The organism is Bradyrhizobium sp. ORS 285 (assembly GCF_900176205.1).
Lineage (GTDB): Bacteria > Pseudomonadota > Alphaproteobacteria > Rhizobiales > Xanthobacteraceae > Bradyrhizobium.
This window is the reverse complement of the sequence record NZ_LT859959.1, coordinates 1,425,633-1,447,448: the sequence shown is the minus strand read 5'-3', so window position 1 is coordinate 1,447,448 and position 21,816 is coordinate 1,425,633. Positions and strand designations below refer to the sequence as shown.

General features: G+C 64.2%; 14 protein-coding genes. 8 read left to right on the top strand and 6 right to left on the bottom strand.

From position 1 onward, the window contains the following. Positions 1 to 70 precede the first annotated feature (70 nt). A complete protein-coding gene (locus BRAD285_RS06350) occupies positions 71 to 1,126 on the top strand; it encodes a 2-oxoacid:ferredoxin oxidoreductase subunit beta (RefSeq protein ID WP_006612265.1) in 1,056 nt (351 codons plus the stop codon). Positions 1,127 to 1,524: 398 nt separating this feature from the next. On the opposite strand, the gene BRAD285_RS06345 is transcribed toward BRAD285_RS06350, so the two are convergent. The 4 genes from BRAD285_RS06345 to BRAD285_RS06330 all read right to left on the bottom strand — a co-directional run bounded on the left by BRAD285_RS06345 (position 1,525) and on the right by BRAD285_RS06330 (position 8,252). Continuing rightward, on the bottom strand, positions 1,525 to 2,790 hold the full coding sequence (locus BRAD285_RS06345; RefSeq protein ID WP_006612264.1) for a TMEM143 family protein: 1,266 nt from the start codon (positions 2,788 to 2,790) through the stop codon (positions 1,525 to 1,527). A gap of 484 nt (positions 2,791 to 3,274) precedes the next feature. After that, positions 3,275 to 4,813, bottom strand: a complete 1,539-nt coding sequence (locus BRAD285_RS06340; protein ID WP_006614003.1) for a SpoVR family protein — start codon at positions 4,811 to 4,813, stop codon at positions 3,275 to 3,277. Beyond that, positions 4,810 to 6,087, bottom strand: a complete 1,278-nt coding sequence (locus BRAD285_RS06335; protein WP_035647966.1) for a YeaH/YhbH family protein — start codon at positions 6,085 to 6,087, stop codon at positions 4,810 to 4,812. Before BRAD285_RS06335 ends, BRAD285_RS06340 begins: the two co-directional genes overlap by 4 nt. 221 nt (positions 6,088 to 6,308) lie before the next feature. Then, positions 6,309 to 8,252 (bottom strand): PrkA family serine protein kinase, encoded by a 1,944-nt coding sequence (locus BRAD285_RS06330; protein WP_006614005.1) that lies wholly within the window; start codon positions 8,250 to 8,252, stop codon positions 6,309 to 6,311. A 447-nt stretch (positions 8,253 to 8,699) separates the two neighbouring features. Between BRAD285_RS06330 and BRAD285_RS06325 the strand changes: the two genes are divergently transcribed. The 7 genes from BRAD285_RS06325 (at position 8,700) to BRAD285_RS06295 (ending at position 17,496) form a co-directional block, all read left to right on the top strand. After that, positions 8,700 to 9,305, top strand: coding sequence for a hypothetical protein (locus BRAD285_RS06325; RefSeq protein WP_035647973.1), 606 nt, complete (start codon positions 8,700 to 8,702; stop codon positions 9,303 to 9,305). A gap of 52 nt (positions 9,306 to 9,357) precedes the next feature. After that, on the top strand, positions 9,358 to 9,804 hold the full coding sequence (locus BRAD285_RS06320) for a DsrE family protein (RefSeq protein WP_035647976.1): 447 nt from the start codon (positions 9,358 to 9,360) through the stop codon (positions 9,802 to 9,804). A gap of 175 nt (positions 9,805 to 9,979) precedes the next feature. Then, positions 9,980 to 12,826 carry a bifunctional transaldolase/phosoglucose isomerase gene (locus BRAD285_RS06315; protein ID WP_006614008.1) on the top strand — a complete coding sequence of 949 codons (2,847 nt, stop codon included), beginning with the start codon at positions 9,980 to 9,982 and terminating at the stop codon, positions 12,824 to 12,826. Between the two features lie 14 nt (positions 12,827 to 12,840). Then, a complete protein-coding gene (gene gnd / locus BRAD285_RS06310) occupies positions 12,841 to 13,890 on the top strand; it encodes a phosphogluconate dehydrogenase (NAD(+)-dependent, decarboxylating) (protein ID WP_006614009.1) in 1,050 nt (349 codons plus the stop codon). Then, positions 13,887 to 15,407, top strand: coding sequence for a glucose-6-phosphate dehydrogenase (zwf, locus tag BRAD285_RS06305; RefSeq protein WP_006614010.1), 1,521 nt, complete (start codon positions 13,887 to 13,889; stop codon positions 15,405 to 15,407). The genes gnd and zwf overlap by 4 nt, the downstream gene beginning before the upstream one ends. Positions 15,408 to 15,411: 4 nt before the next feature. After that, a complete protein-coding gene (pgl, locus tag BRAD285_RS06300) occupies positions 15,412 to 16,665 on the top strand; it encodes a 6-phosphogluconolactonase (protein ID WP_006614011.1) in 1,254 nt (417 codons plus the stop codon). Positions 16,666 to 16,683: 18 nt separating this feature from the next. Continuing rightward, positions 16,684 to 17,496: a Cof-type HAD-IIB family hydrolase gene (locus BRAD285_RS06295; RefSeq protein ID WP_006614012.1), complete on the top strand. Its 813-nt coding sequence runs from the start codon at positions 16,684 to 16,686 to the stop codon at positions 17,494 to 17,496. Positions 17,497 to 17,741: 245 nt separating this feature from the next. Here the strand turns inward: BRAD285_RS06295 and BRAD285_RS06290 are convergent, their stop codons facing one another. Together BRAD285_RS06290 and malQ are read right to left on the bottom strand one after the other, a co-directional pair. Then, positions 17,742 to 19,553 (bottom strand): glycoside hydrolase family 15 protein, encoded by a 1,812-nt coding sequence (locus tag BRAD285_RS06290; RefSeq protein WP_006614013.1) that lies wholly within the window; start codon positions 19,551 to 19,553, stop codon positions 17,742 to 17,744. A gap of 42 nt (positions 19,554 to 19,595) precedes the next feature. Next, a complete protein-coding gene (gene malQ, locus BRAD285_RS06285; RefSeq protein ID WP_006614014.1) occupies positions 19,596 to 21,548 on the bottom strand; it encodes a 4-alpha-glucanotransferase in 1,953 nt (650 codons plus the stop codon). Positions 21,549 to 21,816 lie beyond the last annotated feature (268 nt).

Sequence of the window (21,816 nt, the reverse complement as noted above, 5' to 3'; positions counted from 1 at the left end):
GCGTTCCCGGCTCGACGTGGATGGCCGGGTCAAGCCCGGCCATGACGGCGCTGGGTGACAGGGTGCTCTCATGACCTACATCGCAAAGCCGAAATTCCAGCATCCCGGCATCAAGAAGAACGATCTCGGCTACAGCCATCGCGACTACGAGGGCAAGATCTCGACCTTGTGCGCCGGCTGCGGCCACGATTCGATCACGGCCTCGATCATCGAGGCCTGTTTCGAGCTGTCGATCGAGCCGCATCGGGTGGCGAAGATCTCCGGCATCGGCTGCTCGTCGAAGACGCCGGACTATTTCCTCGGCAATTCGCACGGCTTCAACACCGTGCACGGCCGCATGCCCTCGGTGCTGACCGGCGCCAACCTCGCCAATCGCGAGCTGATCTATCTCGGCGTTTCCGGCGACGGCGATTCCGCCTCGATCGGCTTCGGCCAGTTCGCGCATGCGATCCGCCGCGGCGTCAACATGACCTATATCGTCGAAAACAATGGCGTCTACGGCCTGACCAAGGGACAGTTCTCGGCGACTGCCGACCGCGGATCGAAGTCGAAGAAGGGCGTCACCAACACCGACAACCCGATCGATCTCGTCGGCATCGCGCTGCAGCTCGGCGCGACCTACGTCGCGCGCTCGTTCTCCGGCGACAAGAAGCAGCTGGTGCCGATCATCGAGGGCGCGATCCGGCACAAGGGCGCGGCGTTCATCGACGTCATCAGCCCGTGCATCGCGTTCAACAATCACGCCGGCTCGACCAAGAGCTTCGACTATGTCCGCGAGCATAACGATGCCGTGAACCGGCTGGACGTGCTGACCGGCCGCGATCCGATCGAGATCGACCAAGATCCCGGCACGGTGCAGATCGTCGAGCAGCACGACGGCTCGCGGCTGGCGCTGCGCAAGCTCGACGCCGACTACGATCCGCACGACCGGCTGGGCGCGATGACCTTTTTGCAGAAGCATGCGGCGCAAGGACAGATCGTGACCGGGCTGCTCTATGTCGATCCCGAGGCAGATGACCTGCACAGCCACCTCAACACGGTGGAACGGCCGCTGAACCGGCTGGAGGCGGCCGATCTTTGCCCCGGGCAGAGCGTGCTCGACAAGATCAACGCGAGCTTGCGCTGACGCGCCTAGTAGCCCGGATGAGCGCCAGCCGACGCCGCTTTGGCGTCGGCAATAGCGACATCCCGGCTCACCGCAACAGCGCGTGAGACCCCGGATGTCGCGTCCGCCCCCGCCCTTCGGGCGCAGGCGTCCGCTCGTCCGGGCTACGGTTGATGAGCCCTCCATCATCATGACCAACGTGTCGCTTCGGCCTCGGTGCTAACCCTCACGGTGAGGAGCGTCGCCCTTGCGACGCGTCTCGAACCGCGAGGCCCGAGCTGGGGCCTCGCCCTTCGAGACGCCCGCCTTCGGCGGGCCCTCAGGGTGAGGGTTGGGAGCTTTCGCTGCGGAAAGAGTCGCAAGTTGATCGAGGACGGTACGCTGGTTCTTCATCAGCTGGCTGTTCGTGGTCAGCTCGACTATGGCTGCAGCGCATTGGCCCACACGCGTTCGAGCTGCGCGATTGCCTCCGGCAGCGGCAGCGCCGACAGCGCGTCGTCATCACCGCTGACGAGCCCGAACTCACGCAGCCTGATCAGCGCTTCGTCGATATTGAACGCGCGCCCCAACCCGAACATCTGTTGCAACAACTCCTCGACATGGCTCCCCAGCGCCGCCCGGCTCAGCGGCACCGACGCCAGCAAGAGCCCGCCATAGGCCAGCACCGCCTCCTTCCAGTCCTGGTCCTCGGCCTCGCCGATGAGATAGTTGAAGATGCCGGAGTTGTTGTTGACGTTGCGGAAGTAGATGTTGTCGGTGACCTGCTTCTGGTGGATCAGCGACTGGCGGTGGAAATTGCCCCATTGCCGCAGGATGAAGGCGCCGAGCGCGAATAGGCCGGACAGCGCGGCGAGTGCCTGCTCCGTGTCGTTGTCGTGCACCGTTCCGCTGAGGCCGAGATAGAAGCCGGCGACGATGAACAGCACCGTGAGCGTCGAGGCCAGCTTGAGCAGGATCGGCACGCCGCCGACCAGCGCCGGCACGCCAAGCGTGAGCTGCTCGCGCAGGCCCATCACGACCCGGACGTTCGGCAGCAGCGCTTCGAGATCGAAGCGCGCGATGTGGCGGAAATATTTGAACAGCACGGCGCCGCCGCGGATCTTGTTGCGTCCGCGCCAGGCGGCGGTCTTGCGCTTTGTCTTCGCCGGCTCGTCGGGCTTGGTCGCGACCATCAGGATGATGTCGTCATAGACCTCGATCTCCTGCTTGCGGCGGCGCAGGCCGTAGAGCGCGGGCACTTCGATCGTCTCCTGATGAATGCCGCGCCGGAACATGCGGACAGCGCGATAATCGGAGAGCGGCGCCTTCAGCTTGACCCGCACCAGCGCGTGCTCGGCGAAGGCGCGCTCGATCTCGTCATGGGTGATCTCGATGAAATTGGCCTCGCCGAGCACCCGGACGAACTCGTCGGTGAGGTTGCGATAGGCGGTGTCGCTCTCTGCCGGCGAGCGATGGCGGCCAAGGGGCACCTCGGGGTCGAAGTCGAAATAGGCATCACGCAGGCGATCAAGCTCGTCGAAATACTCATGGTGCAGGATGGCGCCGAGCATGTGCGCCAGTTGGCGCAGATCGCTCGTCTGGGCGTCATCCAGGCCGCCATGCGAGATCACGGCGTCGAGGACGTCGGACTTGCGTATCGGAATAAACCGGTCCCGCCGGCTCGTCGCCTCGCCTGATCCAACCACGTCACGCACGCCCACTTCGATCGACACTACGACAGCCGATCCAAACTGCTTGAGCCGGATCGCGCCCGCACCATAGCGGTCTCATGGGACTCGCGCCACTCGTCAGGTTTCTTCCCGGCTCAACCGGACAGGACGCGCTGGCTTGAGGAAGCCCGCCGATTGAAGCACAGCTTTCAGCGGCGATGGCGGTGCGCTCCCCTCCCCCTTGCGGGGAGGGGTCGGGGGTGGGGGTCCGCGAACTCCGCTGGATATGAGGCGATGGAGATGAGAAGCCATATATGACTGTCGAGAGCGGCGGGGCCACCTGACGCTATCAATCGCGATACGGAGGGACACCCATAGGACTTGCCCCGAGTGAGTTCGGCGCCCGGGGACCCCCACCCCCGCCCCCTCCCCGCAAGGGGGAGGGGGGCGCACCTCCCGTGTGGCGAGAGCTCGACTCAAACGACCCAAAGCTTGATCTATCTACCCCCTGGCGGCCGCGTTAGGCGGCCGCCGGTTGTATCCGGGGATTGAGCACATACTCCTTCAGGACTTTGTCGGTGGCGGCGTCGACCTCAGTGAGCTGGACGTCGTAGCTCCAGAGGTCGGCGAGGTGCTGCAGCACCCGCTTGGTATCGGTCTCGTTGAGCTGGGCGCCCTTGACGACGGTATGCCGCAGCATCAGGCGGCGGTCGCCGGCGAGGTCGACGTCGACGACCTCGATGTTCGGATCGATGTAGCCGACGTCGTACTGCTTCGACAGCTCGCGGCGGATGCGGCGGTAGCCGCGCTCGTCGTGGATGGCGTCGACCAGAATGCCGGCGCGCTCGGCCGGATCGTCATGCAGGTGGAACAGCCGAAGCTGCCGGATCAGCGCCGGGCTGAGGAACTGGCTGATGAAGCTCTCGTCGCGGTAGTTCGCCCAGACGTCGCGCAGCACCGCCATCTCGTCGCCGGTGCCGGCAATGTCCGGGAACCACTCCCGGTCTTCCTCGGTCGGATCCTTCACGATGCGCTCGATGTCCTGCATCATCGCAAAGCCGAGCGCGTAAGGGTTGAAGCCGGAGAAGCGGGGATCGTCGAACTCCGGCTGGAACACGACGTTGGTGTGCGACTGCAGGAATTCGAGGAAGTTGCCGTCGGTGAGACGGCCGTCCTTGTGCAGGCGGTTCATGATGCGATAGTGCACGTAGGTCGCCGTGCCCTCGTTCATGACCTTGGTCTGGCCCTGCGGATAGAAATATTGCGCGATGTGGCGGACGATGCGCAGCAGCTCGCGCTGCCACGGTGCCAGCCGCGGCGCTGATTTCTCCAGGAAGTAGAGCAGATTTTCCTGCGGCAGGCCGAGCAGCGCGCGGCGACGCTCGACGTTCAAGACCGCGCTGGTCTTGGCCGGTCCCGTCGGCACCGTGCGCCAGAGATCGTTGAACTGCTCCTCTTCGTAGAGCCTGCGCTTGCCGGCGCGCTTCTCCTCCTCGCGGAAGTCGAGCTTCTTCTTGCCGGGATAGCGGTCGACGCCATGCGACATCAGCGCATGCGCGGCATCGAGCGTGTGCTCGACCGCCATGCGGCCGAACCGCTCCTCGCATTGCCCGATGTAGCCGCGGGCGAAATCGAGATAGTCGAGGATGCCGTCGGCATCGGTCCACTGCTTGAACAGATAGTTGTTCTTGAAGAAATGGTTGTGGCCGAACGCGGCGTGCGCGATGACGAGCGTCTGCATCGTCGCCGTGTTCTCCTCCATCAGATAGGAGATGCAGGGCGAGGAGTTGATCACGATCTCATAGGCGAGACCCATCAGGCCCTTGCGGTAGGAGGCCTCGTGATAGGCGAAGTGCTTGCCGAACGACCAGTGCTTGTAGAACAGGGGCATGCCGACCGAGGAATAGGCGTCGAGCATCTGCTCGGCGGTGATGACCTCGATCTGGTTCGGATAGGTGTCGAGCCCGAGCTCCTTCTGCGCCACGGTCTCGCAGGCATCGTGGATGCGCTGCAGAGTGAGGAAATTCCAGTCGGCGCCTTCGAACAGCAATCCGCTCATGATGCCGCCCTCTCCTGCGTGGTGCCGCGACGCTGAAACAGGTCGTGGAAGACGGGGAAGATCTCGCTGCGGTCGCGCACCTTGCGCATCGACAGCGGCTCGCCGTTGGCGCGCAGCCGCTCATACAGCGACCACAGTGCGGAGTCCGGCATCTCGAACGAATAGGTGCCGGATTCGCCGACCTCGAGATAGGCGAAGAACTGCGACACCGGCAGGATGTTGTCGGTCAACAGCCGCGCGACGTTCTCCGAGTCGGAGGTGGCGTTGTCGCCGTCCGAGGCCTGCGCCGCATAGATGTTCCAGTCGGACGGACGGAAACGCGAGCGGACGATGTCGTGCATGCATTGCAGCGCGCTGGACACCAAGGTGCCGCCGGAGGCCGGGCCATAGAAGAAGGTCTGCTCGTCGACCTCCTCGGCGCGATCGGTATGACGGATGAACACGATCTCGACATGGCGGTAGCGCCGCGTCAGGAACACGTAGAGCAGCATGTAGAACCGTTTTGCGAGGTCCTTCATGTGCTCGGACATCGAGCCGGAGACGTCCATCAGGCAGAACATCACGGCCTGCGCGATCGGCTTCGGCACCGCCTCGAAGCGGCGATAGCGGATGTCGATGGGGTCGATGAACGGGATGCGCTTGGCTTTGGCCTTCAAAGCCTCCAGCTCGGCTACGAGCGCGGCCTTCTTGTCCTCGTCGGTCTCCTGCTCGATCTTTTCCTCAAGCTCGGCGATCGCTTCCGGCCTGGGACGGCGCAGCGCAACGCGACGCGCCAGAGCCCTTGTGACTGTCCGGCTGATCGAGATGTTGGCCGGTGAGCCCGAGGTAGAGTAGCCCGCGCGCACCAGACCTTCGCTTTCGGCCTCCGCGAATTTGCGCTTGGCGAGATCAGGCAGTTCGAGATCGTCGAGGAAGAGATTGACGAACTCCTCCTTGCTCAGCACGAAGCGGAAGGCGTCCTCGCTGTCGCCCTGCCCTGGGCCGGACTTGCGGCCGCTGCCGTCGCCGGAGCGCGGCAGGATGTCGCCTTCGATGAACTTCTTGTTGCCGGGCAGCACCATGTCGCGAGTGCCGCCCTCGCGGCGGAAGCGCGGCTCGTCCATGCCGTCCAGCGGGATCGAGACCTCGCCGCCTTCCAGCACGTCCTTGATGTCGCGGTCCTGCGAGGTCTTCTTGACCGCTCCCTGAACCAGGGCCTTGGCGCGGCGCAAAAATCGCTGGCGGTTTTCCAGACTTTTGCCGCCCGGATTCAGGCGCCGATCAATGATGTGCATGACCACGTTCCACACGCCTCCTACTGCAGCGGCTTCGACTCCTGCTCTCCCCCGCCGCGATGCCGCGGTGCAGCGTCACATCGACCCGGCACCCGCATCATTCCTGTTCGACGCTTCAACGTAACCTGGCGTCGAACGCTCCGCATCAGATCATAGCCCTGGCGCCGACGTCCAACCGTTGGCCTGCAGCACACGCAGTGAACACCGGCGCCGGACCACGATCAACCCGCCTGCTTCACCCGCATGTACCACTCGACCAGCCGGCGGACCTGCCGCTCGGTGTAGCCGCGTTCGACCATGCGCGCGACGAAGTCGTCGTGCTTCTTCTCGGTCTCGCCGTCCTTCTTGCTGCCGAACGAAATGACCGGAAGCAGATCCTCGACCTGCGAGAATATCCTCTTTTCGATGACTTCGCGGATCTTTTCGTAGGAGGTCCAGGACGGATTTTTTCCGCCGTTCTGGGCCCGCGAGCGCAGCGAGAACTTGACAACCTCGTTGCGGAAGTCCTTCGGGTTGGCGATCCCCGCCGGCTTCTCGATCTTGGTCAGCTCCTGGTTTAAGAGCTCGCGGTTGAGCAGCTGTCCCGTATCGGGATCCTTGAAGTCCTGATCCTCGATCCAGGCGTCGGCGTAATCCACGTAGCGGTCGAACAGGTTCTGGCCGTAATCGGAGTAGGATTCCAGATAGGCCTTCTGGATCTCGTGGCCGATGAATTCGGCGTAACGCGGCGCCAGATCCGCCTTGATGAATTCGAGATAACGCTTTTCGATCTCCTCCGGCAGCTGCTCGCGCTTGATCGACTGCTCCAGCACGTACATCAGATGCACGGCGTCAGCCGAGACTTCCGACGTATCGTGGTTGTAGGTCGCAGCCAGCACCTTGAAGGCAAAACGGGTGGAGATGCCGTCCATGCCCTCATCGACGCCGGCGGCGTCGCGATATTCCTGCACGCTGCGCGCCTTCGGATCGGATTCCTTGAGGCTCTCGCCGTCATAGATCCGCATCTTGGCGTAAAGCGTCGAGTTCTCGTGCTTGCGCAGCCGCGACATCACGGAGAAGCGGGCCAGCGTTTCCAAGGTCGCGGGCGCGCAGGGCGCGGTGGCGAGCTCGGAGCCCTGGATCAGCTTCTCGTAGATCTTGCGCTCTTCGGTCACGCGCAGGCAGTACGGCACCTTGATGACGCAGATGCGGTCGATGAAAGCCTCGTTGTTCTTGTTGGTCTTGAAGCTCTGCCACTCCGCTTCGTTGGAGTGGGCGAGGATCACGCCGCTGTAGGGGATCGCGCCGATGTTCTCGGTGCCGATGTAGTTGCCTTCCTGCGTCGCGGTGAGCAGCGGATGCAGCATCTTGATCGGTGCCTTGAACATCTCGACGAATTCGAGAATGCCCTGATTGGCGCGATTGAGGCCGCCCGAATAGCTGTAGGCGTCGGGATCGTTCTGCGCAAAGGTCTCCAGCTTGCGGATGTCGACCTTGCCGACCAGCGAGGAGATGTCCTGGTTGTTCTCGTCGCCGGGCTCGGTCTTGGCGATGCCGATCTGACGCAGCCGCGACGGCTGGATCTTGGCGACACGGAATTGCGAGATGTCGCCGCCGAAGGCTTCGAGCCGCTTGTAGCACCACGGGCTCATCAGGCCGGTGAGGCGGCGGCGCGGAATGCCGTATTTCTCCTCGAGCATCGGGCCCAGCGTGTCCGGATCGAACAGGCTGAGCGGCGACTCGAAGACCGGGCTCAATTCATCGCCGGCCTTGAGCACGTAGATCGGATGCGTTTCCATCAACTGCTTCAGCCGCTCGGCGAGCGACGACTTGCCGCCGCCGACGGGGCCGAGCAGATAGAGAATCTGCTTGCGCTCTTCGAGACCCTGCGCGGCATGGCGGAAGAAGCCGACGATGCGCTCGATCGTATCTTCCATGCCGTAGAAGCCGGCGAAGGCCGGATACAGGCGAACCGTCCGGTTCAAAAAAATACGGCCAAGGCGTGGGTCCTTGGCCGTGTCTATCATCTGAGGCTCGCCGATCGCAGCTAGTAGTCGTTCAGCAGCGTTCGCGTATCGCATCGGGTCGGTTCGACACGATTCTAGATATTCCTGCATCGACATGTCGGTCTGGCTTCGGGCCTCGAACGACCTCGCGAACGCGTTGAACAACGAATCGTTGTACATGATCCCTCTCCACGTAGGTTCCGCCGCACTTGCTGCAACGGGCCGAGATCTAAGTACGTTCCTACTGATCTCGAACCGACTCAGAGTGAAGCGCGCTAGCCCTCATTGGGCACCGTCTTGGTCCTCTTCCGCAACGCAAAGTGCATGCAGCATATGCCCTATCAACATGCACTTCGCTCAATAGTTCGGCAAAACCGCGCCCATCGGCTCCATTTGTACCCTATTGTCTCTGCTTCGCAACATCCGCAATACCCCGGCACCGTAGTCTCCCCGCGCCGCACAAGCTGTTGTGAAAGCCTGTGAACCGGAAGATGCGACACCCGATGAGAATGGTCGCGCCGGACGTGAACCGCGGGTGAACGAAGATATTCCTCGCCGCGACGAAGGATTGGAACGATTCATCCGCGGCGCGATCCGCGAACAAGTCAGATTGAAGTGGCGACGTTCATGAAACGGATTCTTCTCGTGCTCTCGAGCTTCGCGCTTCTCACCGCGGCGCGCGCTGACGGCATCGTCAGCAAGACACAAGCCCGCATTTTTGACACAAGAGTCTTCATCAAGGCGCCTGGACAGAAGGCTTATGCCTGTTTCACGCGTCGCTACGATGCCGATCACCTCGCGCGTCACCCCAAGCAAAAAGTCTCGGCCATGCAATTGCTCGTCACTGCGGAGATTCCGCCGGGCGAACGAGAGATGACCTATTCGTTCCGTCTCGGCGTGAACTATCGCGACCGTCCCGGTGATTTCGACTCCAGTGGATCGTGCGAACACGCACGTGTCAACGACGCAGGAAGCGAGATTCGTTACAACTGCCCGGTCGACTGCGAAGGTGGCGGAATCGATATCGCGATGTCCAGGGACGACAGATCCGCGATCGTGCGCCTCACCCGCATCACGGTCTGGCAGCGTGACAACAAGCCGGATGCCGAGGCTGGCGACGCGCTGGTCGCGGGCGCCGATGACAAGATCTTCCGCATCGACCGCAGCGACGTTGCCGACTGCGCGGGCCTGGTGACCGACCGCAAGGAGCTCGCGGCTATCCGGCACAAATGATAGCATCACCAAACAGATGTGGCGCGTTGCTGGCTTTGCAAGGAGGCGGATGATGGATCGGCGCAACATGTTGAGCGCAGCCGTCGCGGCCCTCGGCGCGCTGTTCGCGAATTCGCGCGCGCAGGCGGCGACCGAGAGCGCCGCATCCGGCAGATTAAAAGTCGTTTACCATTTGAACGAGGTCGACAAGGTCGGCTTCGTTCTCGGCAACATTCAGAATCATTACGACGGCGTTGGCGGCCCGGATCATGTCACGATCGCGCTGGTGGTGCACGGCCCTGCCCTGCGCGCCTTCGGCTCCAACGCGGCCCAGGACATCAAGAGCCGCATCGGGCATTTTTCCAAAGCCGGCCTGGAGCTGGCCGCCTGCGGCAATACGATGAAGGCCATGAACATTGCGCCGGGCGATCTCCTGCCCGGCTTCGTCGTGGCGGACAAAGGCGGCGTCGTCAGGATCGCGGAGCTGCAATCCCACGGCTATCTCTATATCCGGCCCTGACGTCCGCCGTTCCCAAATCCGTCTGAGGCCCTTGGGAACGCAAAGGGATCAATCCAATATGAATGGCGTTATCCATATCGGTGGCGCATAGTTGTTCATATTGGGTCCATGTCGGTCTGGCAGGATGCCGCGACGGGAACCCAAAAAAGCAAGCCGACGCACATAGATAGGCATCATGAATCCGGTCAAAGCTCTCGAAGAACACGGCCAGGCCGTCTGGCTCGATTTCCTCGCACGCGGCTTCGTCGCCAAGGGCGACCTGAAGCGGCTGATCGACGAGGATGGCGTCAAGGGCGTCACCTCCAATCCCGCGATCTTCGAGAAGGCGATCGGCAGCTCCGACGAATATGACGCCCCGATCGCCAAGGCGCTGAAGCACGGCGACCGGTCGCCCACCCAGCTGTTCGAGGCGGTCGCCGTCGAGGACATCCAGAATGCCGCCGACGTGCTGCGGCCGGTCTATGACCAGTTCAAGGGCAATGACGGCTTCGTCAGCCTGGAGGTCTCGCCCTATCTGGCGATGGATGCCAAGGGGACGATTGCCGAAGCCGAGCAGCTATGGAAGGCGGTCGATCGCCGCAACCTGATGATCAAGGTGCCGGCCACCGATGCGTGCCTGCCGGCGATCCAGCACCTGATCTCCAAGGGCATCAGCGTCAACATCACGCTGCTGTTCTCGCAGGAGGTTTATCGGCAGGTCGCCGAGGCCTATCTCGCCGGTCTCGAAGCCTATGTCGCGGATGGCGGCGATCCCTCGCATGTAGCGAGCGTGGCCTCGTTCTTCGTCAGCCGCATCGACAGCGTCGTCGACAAGCAGCTCGACGAGAAGATCGCCCAGGCCAACGATCCCTCCGAGAAGGAGCGGCTCACCGCGCTCAAGGGCAAGATCGCGATCGCCAACGCCAAGATGGCGTATCAGGATTACAAGCGCCTGTTCTCCGGCGAGCGCTGGGAGCGCTTGGCCGCCAAGGGCGCCAAGCCGCAACGGCTGCTGTGGGCTTCCACCGGCACCAAGAACAAGGATTATCGTGACGTCCTCTATGTCGAGGAGCTGATCGGCCCCAACACCGTCAACACCGTGCCGCCGGCCACGCTGGACGCCTTCCGCGACCATGGCGAGGTGCGCGACAGCCTTGAAGAGAATGTGGAAGCGGCCGAGGCTGCGCTGGAAGACCTGGCCAAGACCGGCATCTCGCTCGACGACATCACCGCCGATCTCGTGATCGACGGCGTCAAGCAGTTCGCCGATGCCGCCGATAAGCTCTACGGCGCGGTGGCGCATAAGCGCGCCGTCGTGCTCGGCGAAGCGCTCGGGCAGCAGTCGATCGCGGTGGCTGCTGATCTCGACAAGAAGGTGCAGGCCGCCACCGAGGATTGGCGCAAGTCCGCCAAGATCCGCCGGCTCTGGCACAAGGACGCGTCGGTCTGGACCGGCAAGGACGAGCACAAATGGCTGGGCTGGCTGACCAGCGCCGAGAAGGCCGACATCGCCGACTACGAGGATTATGCCCAGCGGGTGAAGGGGCAGAAGTTCTCCGACGCCGTCGTGCTTGGCATGGGCGGCTCCAGCCTCGGCCCGGAGGTGCTTGCCAAGACCTTCCCGCGCAAGGCGGGCTTCCCCCGGCTGCACGTGCTCGACTCCACCGATCCGGCGCAGGTGCGCGCGATGGAGAAGAAGATCGACGTCGCGAGCACGGTGTTCATCGTCTCCTCGAAATCGGGCGGCACCACCGAGCCGAACGCGATGAAGGACTACTTCTTCGCGCGCGTCAGCGAGGCGATCGGGCCGAAGAAGGCCGGCCATCGCTTCATCGCCGTCACCGACCCCGGCTCGTCGCTGGAGAAGGCGGCCAAGGCGCAGGGCTTTGCGCGCATCTTCCACGGCGAGCCGACCATCGGTGGCCGCTACTCGGTGCTGTCGCCGTTCGGCCTGGTCCCGGCCGCCACTGCCGGCATCGACGTGCGCAAGCTGATCACCAATACCTTGTCGATGGTGCGCTCGTGCGGCCCGGACGTGCCGCCTCTGCAGAATTCCGGCGTGCAGCTCGGTCTGGCGATGGGCCTCGCGGGCCTCGACGGCCGCGACAAGGTGACGATCTTCGCCTCGCCCAAGATCGCGGATTTCGGCGCCTGGGCCGAACAGCTGATCGCGGAGTCCACCGGCAAGGAAGGCAAGGGCCTGATCCCGATCGACGGCGAGCCGGTTGCTTCGCCCGAGGTCTACGGCGACGACCGCTTCTTCATCGACATCAAGGTGGACGGCGACGACATCGACGGACACGACGAAAAACTGTCCGCGCTCGAAGAGGCCGGTCATCCGGTGGTGCGCATCGTGTTGGCCTCGATCGACCAGCTCGGGCAGGAGTTCTTCCGGTTCGAGATGGCCACTGCTGTCGCGGGGGCCGTGCTCGGCATCAACCCGTTCGATCAGCCCGATGTGGAATCCGCCAAGATCAAGACGCGCGAGCTCACCGCGGCGTTCGAAGACACCGGATCGCTTCCCGCCGAAGCGCCGGTCATCGCCATCAAGGGCTGCGAGCTCTACACCGACAGCCACAATGTCGAGAGCCTGCGCGAGCATGGCGCCGACGGCACCCTCGCCTCCTGGCTGAAGGCGCATCTCGGCCGTGCCGGCGAGGGCGACTATATCGCGCTGCTCGGCTATATCGAGCACAACGATGCCAACACCGATGCGCTGCAGCGCATGCGGCTGAAGCTGCGCGACACCAAGCATCTGGCGACCTGCGCCGAGTTCGGGCCGCGTTTCCTGCACTCGACCGGCCAAGCCTACAAGGGCGGCCCCGACAGCGGCGTATTCCTACAGATCACCGCCGATGACACCCAGGATCTGCCGATCCCAGGCCAGAAGGCGAGCTTCGGCGTCATCAAGGCAGCGCAGGCGCGCGGCGATTTCGACGTGCTCACCGAGCGCGGCCGCCGTGCCTTGCGCGTGCACATCAAGGGCAATCTGAAGTCGGGCCTGAAGATGCTCGACAGCGCCATGTCCGAAGCGCTGAGCTGAAAAGGGCCGCGTCAATGCAATTGGGAATGATCGGCCTCGGGCGGATGGGCGGCAACATCGTGCGCCGCCTGATGCGCGCGGGGCATTCGTGCGTGGTTTATGATCGTGATGCGAAGGCGGTTGCCGCGCTGGTCGCCGAGGGCGCGACGGGAGCTTCGAGCCTCGAAGAGTTCGTCGGCAAGCTCGCTACACCCCGCCACGCGTGGATCATGCTGCCGGCCGGCAAGATCACCGAAGCCACGGTCGAGCAACTGACCAAGCTGATGTCACCCGATGACGTGATCATCGATGGCGGCAACAGCTTCTGGCAGGACGACGTCCGGCGCGGCAAGGCGCTGCGCGAGCGCGGCCTGCATTACGTCGATGTGGGTACCTCCGGCGGAGTCTGGGGTCTGGAGCGCGGCTATTGCATGATGATCGGCGGCGACAAGGCGGTCGTCGACCGGCTCGATCCGATCTTTTCGACGCTGGCACCCGGTATCGGCGACATTCCGCGCACTTCAGGCCGTGACGGCCGTGACCCGCGCGTCGAGCAGGGCTACATCCATGCTGGGCCGACCGGTGCCGGCCACTTCGTCAAGATGATCCATAACGGCATCGAATACGGTCTGATGCAGGCCTATGCCGAGGGCTTCGACATCCTGCGCAACGCGAACAGCGAAGTTCTTCCGGAAGCGCATCGCTTCGACTTCGACCTCGCTGACATCGCCGAGGTCTGGCGCCGCGGCAGCGTCATTCCGTCGTGGCTGTTGGATCTCACCGCCAGCGCGCTGGCGCGCCAGCCGGGCCTAGAGAAATATTCCGGCTTTGTCGAGGATTCCGGTGAAGGACGATGGACCGTCAACGCCGCGATCGACGAGGCCGTGCCGGCCGAGGTGCTGACGGCGGCGCTGTTCGCCCGCTTCCGCTCGCGCCAGGAGCACACCTTCGCGGAGAAAATCCTCTCCGCCATGCGCGAGGGTTTCGGCGGCCACAAGGAACCCGAGCAGCATCCCGATCCGGCGCGCCAGAGCGCACCTGAGATCGTCAAGCCCAAGAAAAATGACGAGGCTGACCGCGCGTGACACCTCACCCTCATCAGCCGCCACACCAGAAGCCGGACGCCTGCGCCTTCGTCATCTTTGGCGTGACCGGCGACCTGACGCACCGCCTGGTGCTGCCGTCGCTCTACAATCTCGCGGCCGGCAACCTGCTGCCGGATCGCTTCTGCATCGTCGGCATTGCCCGCAAGGGCATGTCGAGCGAGCAGCTCCGCACCAATCTGATGGAAGGCCTGCGCAAATACGCGACGCGGCCGATTGAGGACGAGGTCGCCCAGCGCCTCCTGCATTGCGTGACCGCGATCGAGGCCGATCCGAAGGAGCCGGACAGCTTTGACGAGCTGAAGGAGCGGCTCGAGAAACTCGAGGCGGCGCGGGAGACGCACGGCAACCGGCTGTTCTATCTGGCGACGCCGCCCGCCGCGTTCGCGCCGATCGCACAACAGCTCGGCCGCGTCGGGCTCCTGAAGGAGGATGGCAAGGCGTGGCGACGGCTGGTGGTCGAGAAGCCGTTTGGCACCGATCTGGCCTCGGCCAAGAAGCTCAATGATCAGCTGCTGGAGCTCGTGACCGAGCACCAGATCTACCGGATCGATCACTATCTCGGCAAGGAGACGGTACAAAACATCCTGGTGCTGCGGTTCGCCAACGGCATGTTCGAGCCGATCTGGAATCGTCATCACATCGACCACGTGCAGATCACCGTCGAGGAGAAGCTCGGCGTCGGCACGCGCGGCAGCTTCTATGACGCCACCGGCGCGCTGCGCGACATGGTGCCCAACCATCTGTTCCAGCTGCTCTCGCTGGTCGCGATGGAGCCGCCGGCGCGGTTCGATGCGCACACCGTGCGTTCCGAGAAGGCCGAGGTGCTCTCGGCCATCCAGCCGCTCACCGAAGAGGAAGCGCTGCTGAATTCCGTCCGCGGCCAATACAAGGCCGGCATGGTTGGCGATACCGAGCTGACGGCCTACCGCGAGACCAAGGATGTCAATCCGGACAGCGCGACCGAGACCTATGCGGCGCTGAAGCTGACGATCGACAATTGGCGCTGGGCCGGCGTGCCGTTCTATCTGCGCACCGGCAAGGCGCTCGGCGTCAAGCGCACCGAAGTCGCGATCAAGTTCCGGCAGGCGCCGTTCGCGATGTTCAGCTGCACACCGATCGACACGCTGGCCGAGAACTATCTCGTCATCGGCATCGAGCCGACCCAGAGCATCACCCTGCAGTTCAACACCAAGATCCCTGGGCCGACGATCCGCACCGACGGCGTGCAGATGAAGTTCAACTACAAGGACTATTTCCAGGCCGAGCCGGCCACCGGCTATGAGACCCTGATCTACGACTGCATGATCGGCGACAACATCCTGTTCCAGCGCGCCGACAGCGTCGAGGCAGGTTGGAAGGCGGTCGAGCCGTTCATCGAAGCCTGGAAGAAAGCCGGCCGCGACGGCCTGCATACCTATCAAGCCGGCAGCGAAGGACCCAAGGCGGCTGCCGATCTGCTGGCGCGCGACGGCCGCAGCTGGCGCAAGCTGGCCTGACGCGATGGGCACGCCGTCTCCCGAGCTGGTGCGCGTCGCCGACAAGGCGGCGATGGCGCAGGCGGCCGCCGATCTCCTGCTCACGCGGATCGCGGCCAATTCCGGCCGCATCGCCATCTGCCTCACCGGCGGATCCAGCCCGAAGCAACTCTACGAGCTGCTTGCGACACAGTCTTATCGCGATCGCATTCCCTGGCCGCGCGTGCACTGGTTCATCGGCGACGAGCGTTTTGTGCCGCCTGGCGATCCGCTGCACAACATGACGATGGCGCGTCACGCCTTCCTCGACGCCTGCGCGCCCGCTGACAACATTCATGCCATTCCGACGGAGACCGACTCTCCCGAGAGCAGCGCGAACGCCTATGCGCGCGAGCTGATGGCGTTCTACGGCGCCGACGCGCTCGACCCTGCGCGACCGCTGTTCGACCTCGTGCTGCTCGGCATCGGCCCCGATGGTCACGTTGCCTCGCTATTTCCAGGCTATCCGGCCGTCGATGTCAGGGATCGCTGGGTGGTCGGCGTCGACAAGGCGCACGTCGCCCCGTTCGTGCCGCGGGTCAGCCTGACGCTGCCGGTGCTCGCATCCTGCCGCACCATGCTGTTCGAGGTGGGAGGGACCGACAAGCGGCCGATCCTGGCGCGGGTGCTCGCAGGCGAAGACCTGCCCGCCAATCGCGCGCGGTCGAACGAGACGACGACATTTCTCATCGACGATTCGGCCTGGCCGGAGCAGTCGGGGAAGCTCCCGCACGCGCTGATCGTCATGGGCGTGTCGAGCTCGGGCAAGAGCACGGTGGGCGAAGCGCTGGGCCGGCGCCTCGGCTGGCGGTTCGAGGACGGCGACAGCTTTCATCCGCCGGCCAACGTCGCCAAGATGAGCGCGGGCCAGCCGCTCACCGACGAGGATCGGTGGCCCTGGCTGCAGGCGATCGCGGACGAGGTCGCGCGCTGCCGCGCCAAGGGCGAGCCGATCATCATCGCGTGCTCGGCGCTCAAGAAGACCTATCGCAAGATCCTGGTCGGCGATCCCCGTGACGTCCGGCTCATCTATCTCGAGGGTGACCGCGAGCTGATCGGCGACCGCATGGGCCACCGCAAAGGCCACTTCATGCCGCCCGGGCTGCTCGACAGCCAGTTCGCCACCCTGGAACCACCCGGGGCGGACGAGCATCCTGTTACGGTCTCGGTCGACGAACCGGTCGAGAGCATCGTCGACGACATCCTGAAGCAGCTTGCAATCGGTCAGGACCGTGCCTGACCGCGAATGGAACGGCTCATGACCCGCATCGCTCTCGTCGTGTCCGACGTTGACGGCACGTTGCTGACCAAGGACAAGGTTCTGACCGAGCGCGCGGCGAAGGCCGCCCGGGAGCTGCGCGACGCCGGGATCGCCTTCACGATCACGTCGAGCCGCCCGGCAATCGGCATGGGCTTTCTGATTGCGCCGCTGCAGATCGACCTGCCCGTCGGCCCGTTCAATGGCAGTTCAATCGTCAGCCCTGACATGCGGCCACTCGAGCAAAGCCTGATCCCGGCGGACGCGGCCCAGCGCTCCGTCGACCTTCTCCATCAGCGCGGAATCGACATCTGGGTGTTCACCGCCGACGCCTGGCTGACGCGCAATCCCGACGGCGACTACGTGCCGAACGAGCAGCGCGCGATCCGCGCCGATCCCACCATCATCAGCGATTTCGCGCCCTATCTCTCCAGCGCCTGCAAGATCGTCGGCGCCAGCCGCGACTTCGATCTGCTCGCCCGCTGCGAAAGCGAGATGCGCGAGCTGCTCGGCAGCGAGGCCACCGCGGTCCGCTCCCAGAGCTACTACCTCGACATCACCCCGCCCGGCCGCAACAAGGGCACCTTCGTCAAGGCAATGGCTGAGCGCCTCGGCATTCCGCTCGACCAAGTCGCGACCATCGGCGACATGCACAATGACGTCGCAATGTTCGAGGTCAGCGGCCTCTCGATCGCGATGGGCAACGCCAGCGACGACGTGAAGAGCAGGGCCAAGCGCGTCACGACCTCCAACCATGACGAAGGCTTCGCCAATGCCATGGAGATGATCCTGGCCGAGAACGCACAGGGCTGAAGCCGCAGCAAACTTCCTGGCGCAGGCCGTTCCTTCACCTCTCCCGAAGGGAGAGGTCGGATGGCATCGAAGATGCCATCCGGGTGAGGGGATCAAGTGAGGGTGATCGCGCGGATGGACCCCCTCACCCGGCGCTGCGCGCCGACCTCTCCCCGATGGGGAGAGGTGAGACTGAGGCCGCGGAGGGCTGCAGGCAACACCCACTCCAATCTTGTTCACAATTCACGTTTCGATCTGTTGCCGGCTCACGCGTCCGAGCGCTGCTTGGCCGGCTTGTCGCTCTTTGTCCTGGCGCCGCTCAGATTCTGCGCCGTGTTGATCAGCGCGATATGCGTCAGCGCCTGCGGAAAGTTGCCGGTCTGCCGGCGCGCATCGATGTCGTATTCCTCTGCGAGCAGTCCGACATCGTTGGCGATGTCGACGACGCGCTGGAACAGCGTCTCCGCCTTGGCGACGTCGCCGGACAGCACATGAGCATCCGCCAGCCACAGGGTGCAGGCAAGGAAAGCGCCCTCGATCGGCTGCTGCTCTTGTGATGACACTTCGCGTGGATCGTGACGCAGCACAAAACCGTCGCGCACCAGATGCTGCTCGATCGCCGCGATGGTGCCGCGGATGCGCGGATCGGAGCACGGCAGGAAGCCGACTGCCGGCAGCAGCAGCAGGCTGGCATCGAGCAGCTGCGATCCGTACGCTTCGACGAAGCTGCCCAGGCTGGCATCGTAGCCCTTCTCGCAGACGTCACTGTGAATGGTGTCGCGCAGCCGCCGCCAGCGCTCCAGCGGCGCCTCCAAATCAAAGCGCTCGGCACTCTTGATGGCGCGGTCGAAGGCAACCCAGGTCATGACCTTGGAGAACACGTAGTGCCGGCCGTCGCCCCGGCGCTCCCAGATGCCGTGATCGGGCTGGTCCCAGACATCGGTGAGATGATCGATCACCGCGCGTTCGAGCGCCCAGGTGCCGTCGTTCAGCTTCAGCCGGGTCATGCGCGCCTGATGAAACGCGTCGATCAACTCGCCATAGACGTCGAGTTGCAATTGGGCGTGAGCAGCGTTGCCAATCCGCACCGGTTGAGAGCCCTGATAGCCCGGCAACCATCCCGCCTCCCATTCGGTGAGCCGGCGCTGGCCCATGATGCCGTACATGATCTGCATGTGAGCCGGCGCGCCGGCGGCCGCCCGCAGCAGCCAATTGTGCCAGGCCAGAGCTTCCTCGGTATAGCCGGAGTTCATCAGCGCCAGCAGCGTGAACGTCGCATCGCGCAGCCAGCAGAAGCGATAGTCCCAGTTGCGCCAGCCGCCGAGCTTCTCCGGCAGCGACGTCGTCGGTGCAGCGACGATGCCGCCGGTCGGGCCGTAGGTCAGCGCCTTCAGCGTGACGAGCGAGCGCATCACGAGATCACGATGATCGCCCTGATAGGTGCAGCGGCGCGACCAGTCCGACCAGAACGCCTCGGTGTCGCGAAGCGCCTGCTCGTAGTCGATCGGCCTGGGAGGAGGCAAATGCGACGCGCCATAGGTCAGCACGAACGGCACGGTCTCGCCGGCGGCGACCTCGAACTCCGCGACGGTTGTCATGTCCTTGCCGCGCGTCGCGACCGGCGTATGCAGCACCGCCATGTCAGGCCCGCACACGGCGAGCAGCGCCGAGCGGTCCTCGGAGCGCCTCACCCAGGGGATCTCCACGCCGAAGCCGAAGCGGATGATCATGTCCATGCGCATCGCGACCTTGCCCGACACGCCGCGCACCAGCCGCACGACATCGGAGGCGCTGCCGCGCGGCGGCATGAAGTCGATCAGTTCGACCGTGCCCGTTTCCGTCTCAAACCGCGTTTCGAGGATCAGGCTGTCGCCGCGATAGCGACGGGTCTTCGAATTCACCTCGTCGCGCGGCTCGATCAGCCAACGGCCGTTGCTGTGATCGCCCAGCAGCGCCGCGAAGCAGGCGTCCGAGTCGAACGCCGGCCAGCACAGCCAGTCGATCGACCCGTTGCGGCTCACCAGCGCCGCCGTCTCGCAATCACCAATCAGCGCGTAATCTTCGATCCTGCAGGACATTCCACATCCATGTGCAAATGCCCCCCGCCCGCACCTCCTATATTAAACGCCGGCAGCGCTGATCCGTTCGGCGGTCGCGGTCCGTAAAGCCTCCAAACTGGTGCTCGCGGCGATGTCCTCGATCGGGACCGGGATCTTGCGGCGCCAGTTCGGATGCTCGTCGATCGTGCCCGGGATGTTCGGCTGGTCGACGACCCCAAGCAGATCCTCGATCGAAACCACGAGCAGGCGCGACCGCGTCCGCGACAGGAAGCCGATCGCGGCAAGAACGTCGTTGGTCGCGATGCCGTTTTGGCGCAGCACCTCGTCCCACAGGCCGAGCGCCCGCCAGCGATCCTGGTCAGTCTCGCCGGGATCGATGCCGAGGCCGCGCTTGGTGTTGAGATCGCCGAAGGACCGCCAGCCGGCATAGGTCGAAAGGTCGTGCGTATTGAGCGTGACCAGGGCGTTGGGCGGATAATAATCGAGGTCGCGGAAGCGGCCGCTGTCGTCACGCTCGAAGATCATCACCTTGTAGGACCAAAGGCCCCAATCGGCCATCTGCTCGCGAAACCCCTCGGGCACCGTGCCGAGATCCTCGCCAATGACGATGCACCGGTTCGCGATGCTCTCCATTGCGGTGGCGGCGAGCAGCGCATCGAACGGCATCTGCACATAGGCACCCTGCTTGGCGGGAAAGCCATGTGGGACCAGATAGAGCCGCTTCAATCCGAGCACATGATCGAGCCGGATCGCGCCGGCGTGGCGCATCGAGGCCCGGATCATCTCGCGGAACGGCTCGAAGTTCTTCAACTCGAGCCCGGGTGCATTGAAGCCGGCAAGCCCCCAGTTCTGCCCGACGGTGTTCAATGGATCGGGCGGCGCGCCGACCGACAGCGTGCGCGAGATCGACCCTTGCTCGTTCCAGGCATCGAAGCCGTCGGATTGCACGCCTACTGCGACGTCGAGATAGAGCCCGACCTTCATGCCGAGGCGATGCGCGAGGTCCTTGCAATGGCGCAACTGCCGTTCGGCGAGCCATTGCACATAGGCGACGAAGTCGGCCTCGCGGCTGTCAGGACCATTGAGCAGCGCCGCGCAGCGCGCCGCGTCCGGCTGCCGCCACTCCTCCGGCCATTCCCACCACGGCTTCTGGAAGCGATGGCGCAACACCTCGAAGCAGGTGAAACGCGCCAGGAGGTCGCCGCGCTCGGCGCGATAGGCCTTGAACTCGGCGGCGTCGGCACTGCTCGGCGCGGCCATGAACGCATCGAACGCCGCGCGCAAGGCAGGCCATTTCAACGCCGCGACGCCTTTGTAATCCACCAGCTCGGCCTGCCGCAGCGGCTCCAGACTCTTGCTGTCCGGCCCGTTGGCAAAGCCCGGCGCCTGCTCGACATCGACATAGAGCGCATTGAGGAACAGCCGGCTGTTCGGCGCGTAAGGGCTGAAATCGCCGGGCCGGTCGTCGAACAGCGCGTGCAACGGGTTGAGGCCGACACCATCGGCACCGAGCTTGGCGCACAGCGAGATCAGGTCGGCAAGATCGGTGAAATCGCCCATGCCCCAGTTGCGGCGTGACCGGATGCCATAAAGCTGCACGGCCAGCACCCAGACGCGATCGAATTCGCCGGTAAAGGCCTTGTCCGGCGTCACCAGCAGCGGCAGTTCGTCGCGGCACGACGAGGCGTCGGCGAGCTCCACGCGATAGCTGCCGATGGGGAGATCGTCCGGCCATTCCAGGGAGAGCTCCTGCGCCTCACCATGCGCAACCGCGACATCTCCGCGCCTGATCGTCCATGCGACCGGCAGCTTGGCCGCCTCGTTGAGGCGGCTGCGCGCCGGCTGACCGGAGCGAATCACGACCGCGCCGTTCAGAAGTTGGTGCGGCGTGGCCCTCGGGAAGGCCTCGACGATGATCTCGAGTGCCGCCTCGTCGGTGACGCGGCGATTCCCCTGACCGTCGTAGAATTCTGTCAGGATTCCGAGACTATGAGCTTGGCTGTAGAGATCCATTCGGCACGCGTTCTGACGTCGCGAGGGTCGCACGTCGTGAAAATGTTGTGGGACGGCAAGAGGATAGGCCCCTAACGCGCCGCGTTGGCCCTCGTTCCTTGGGGAACAAAAACCGGGACTGCGGCTTTGTATCGGGTGGTTCCGGTTCCTAGCGAACCGGGACACTGTTTTCTTGTCAATGGCATCACCGTGAACAAATTTCCGCACACGTTCGAGAGCGTCATCGTCCGCGGCGCTTTCTCCCCTATTCTGCCCTCTTTTGAGGAGA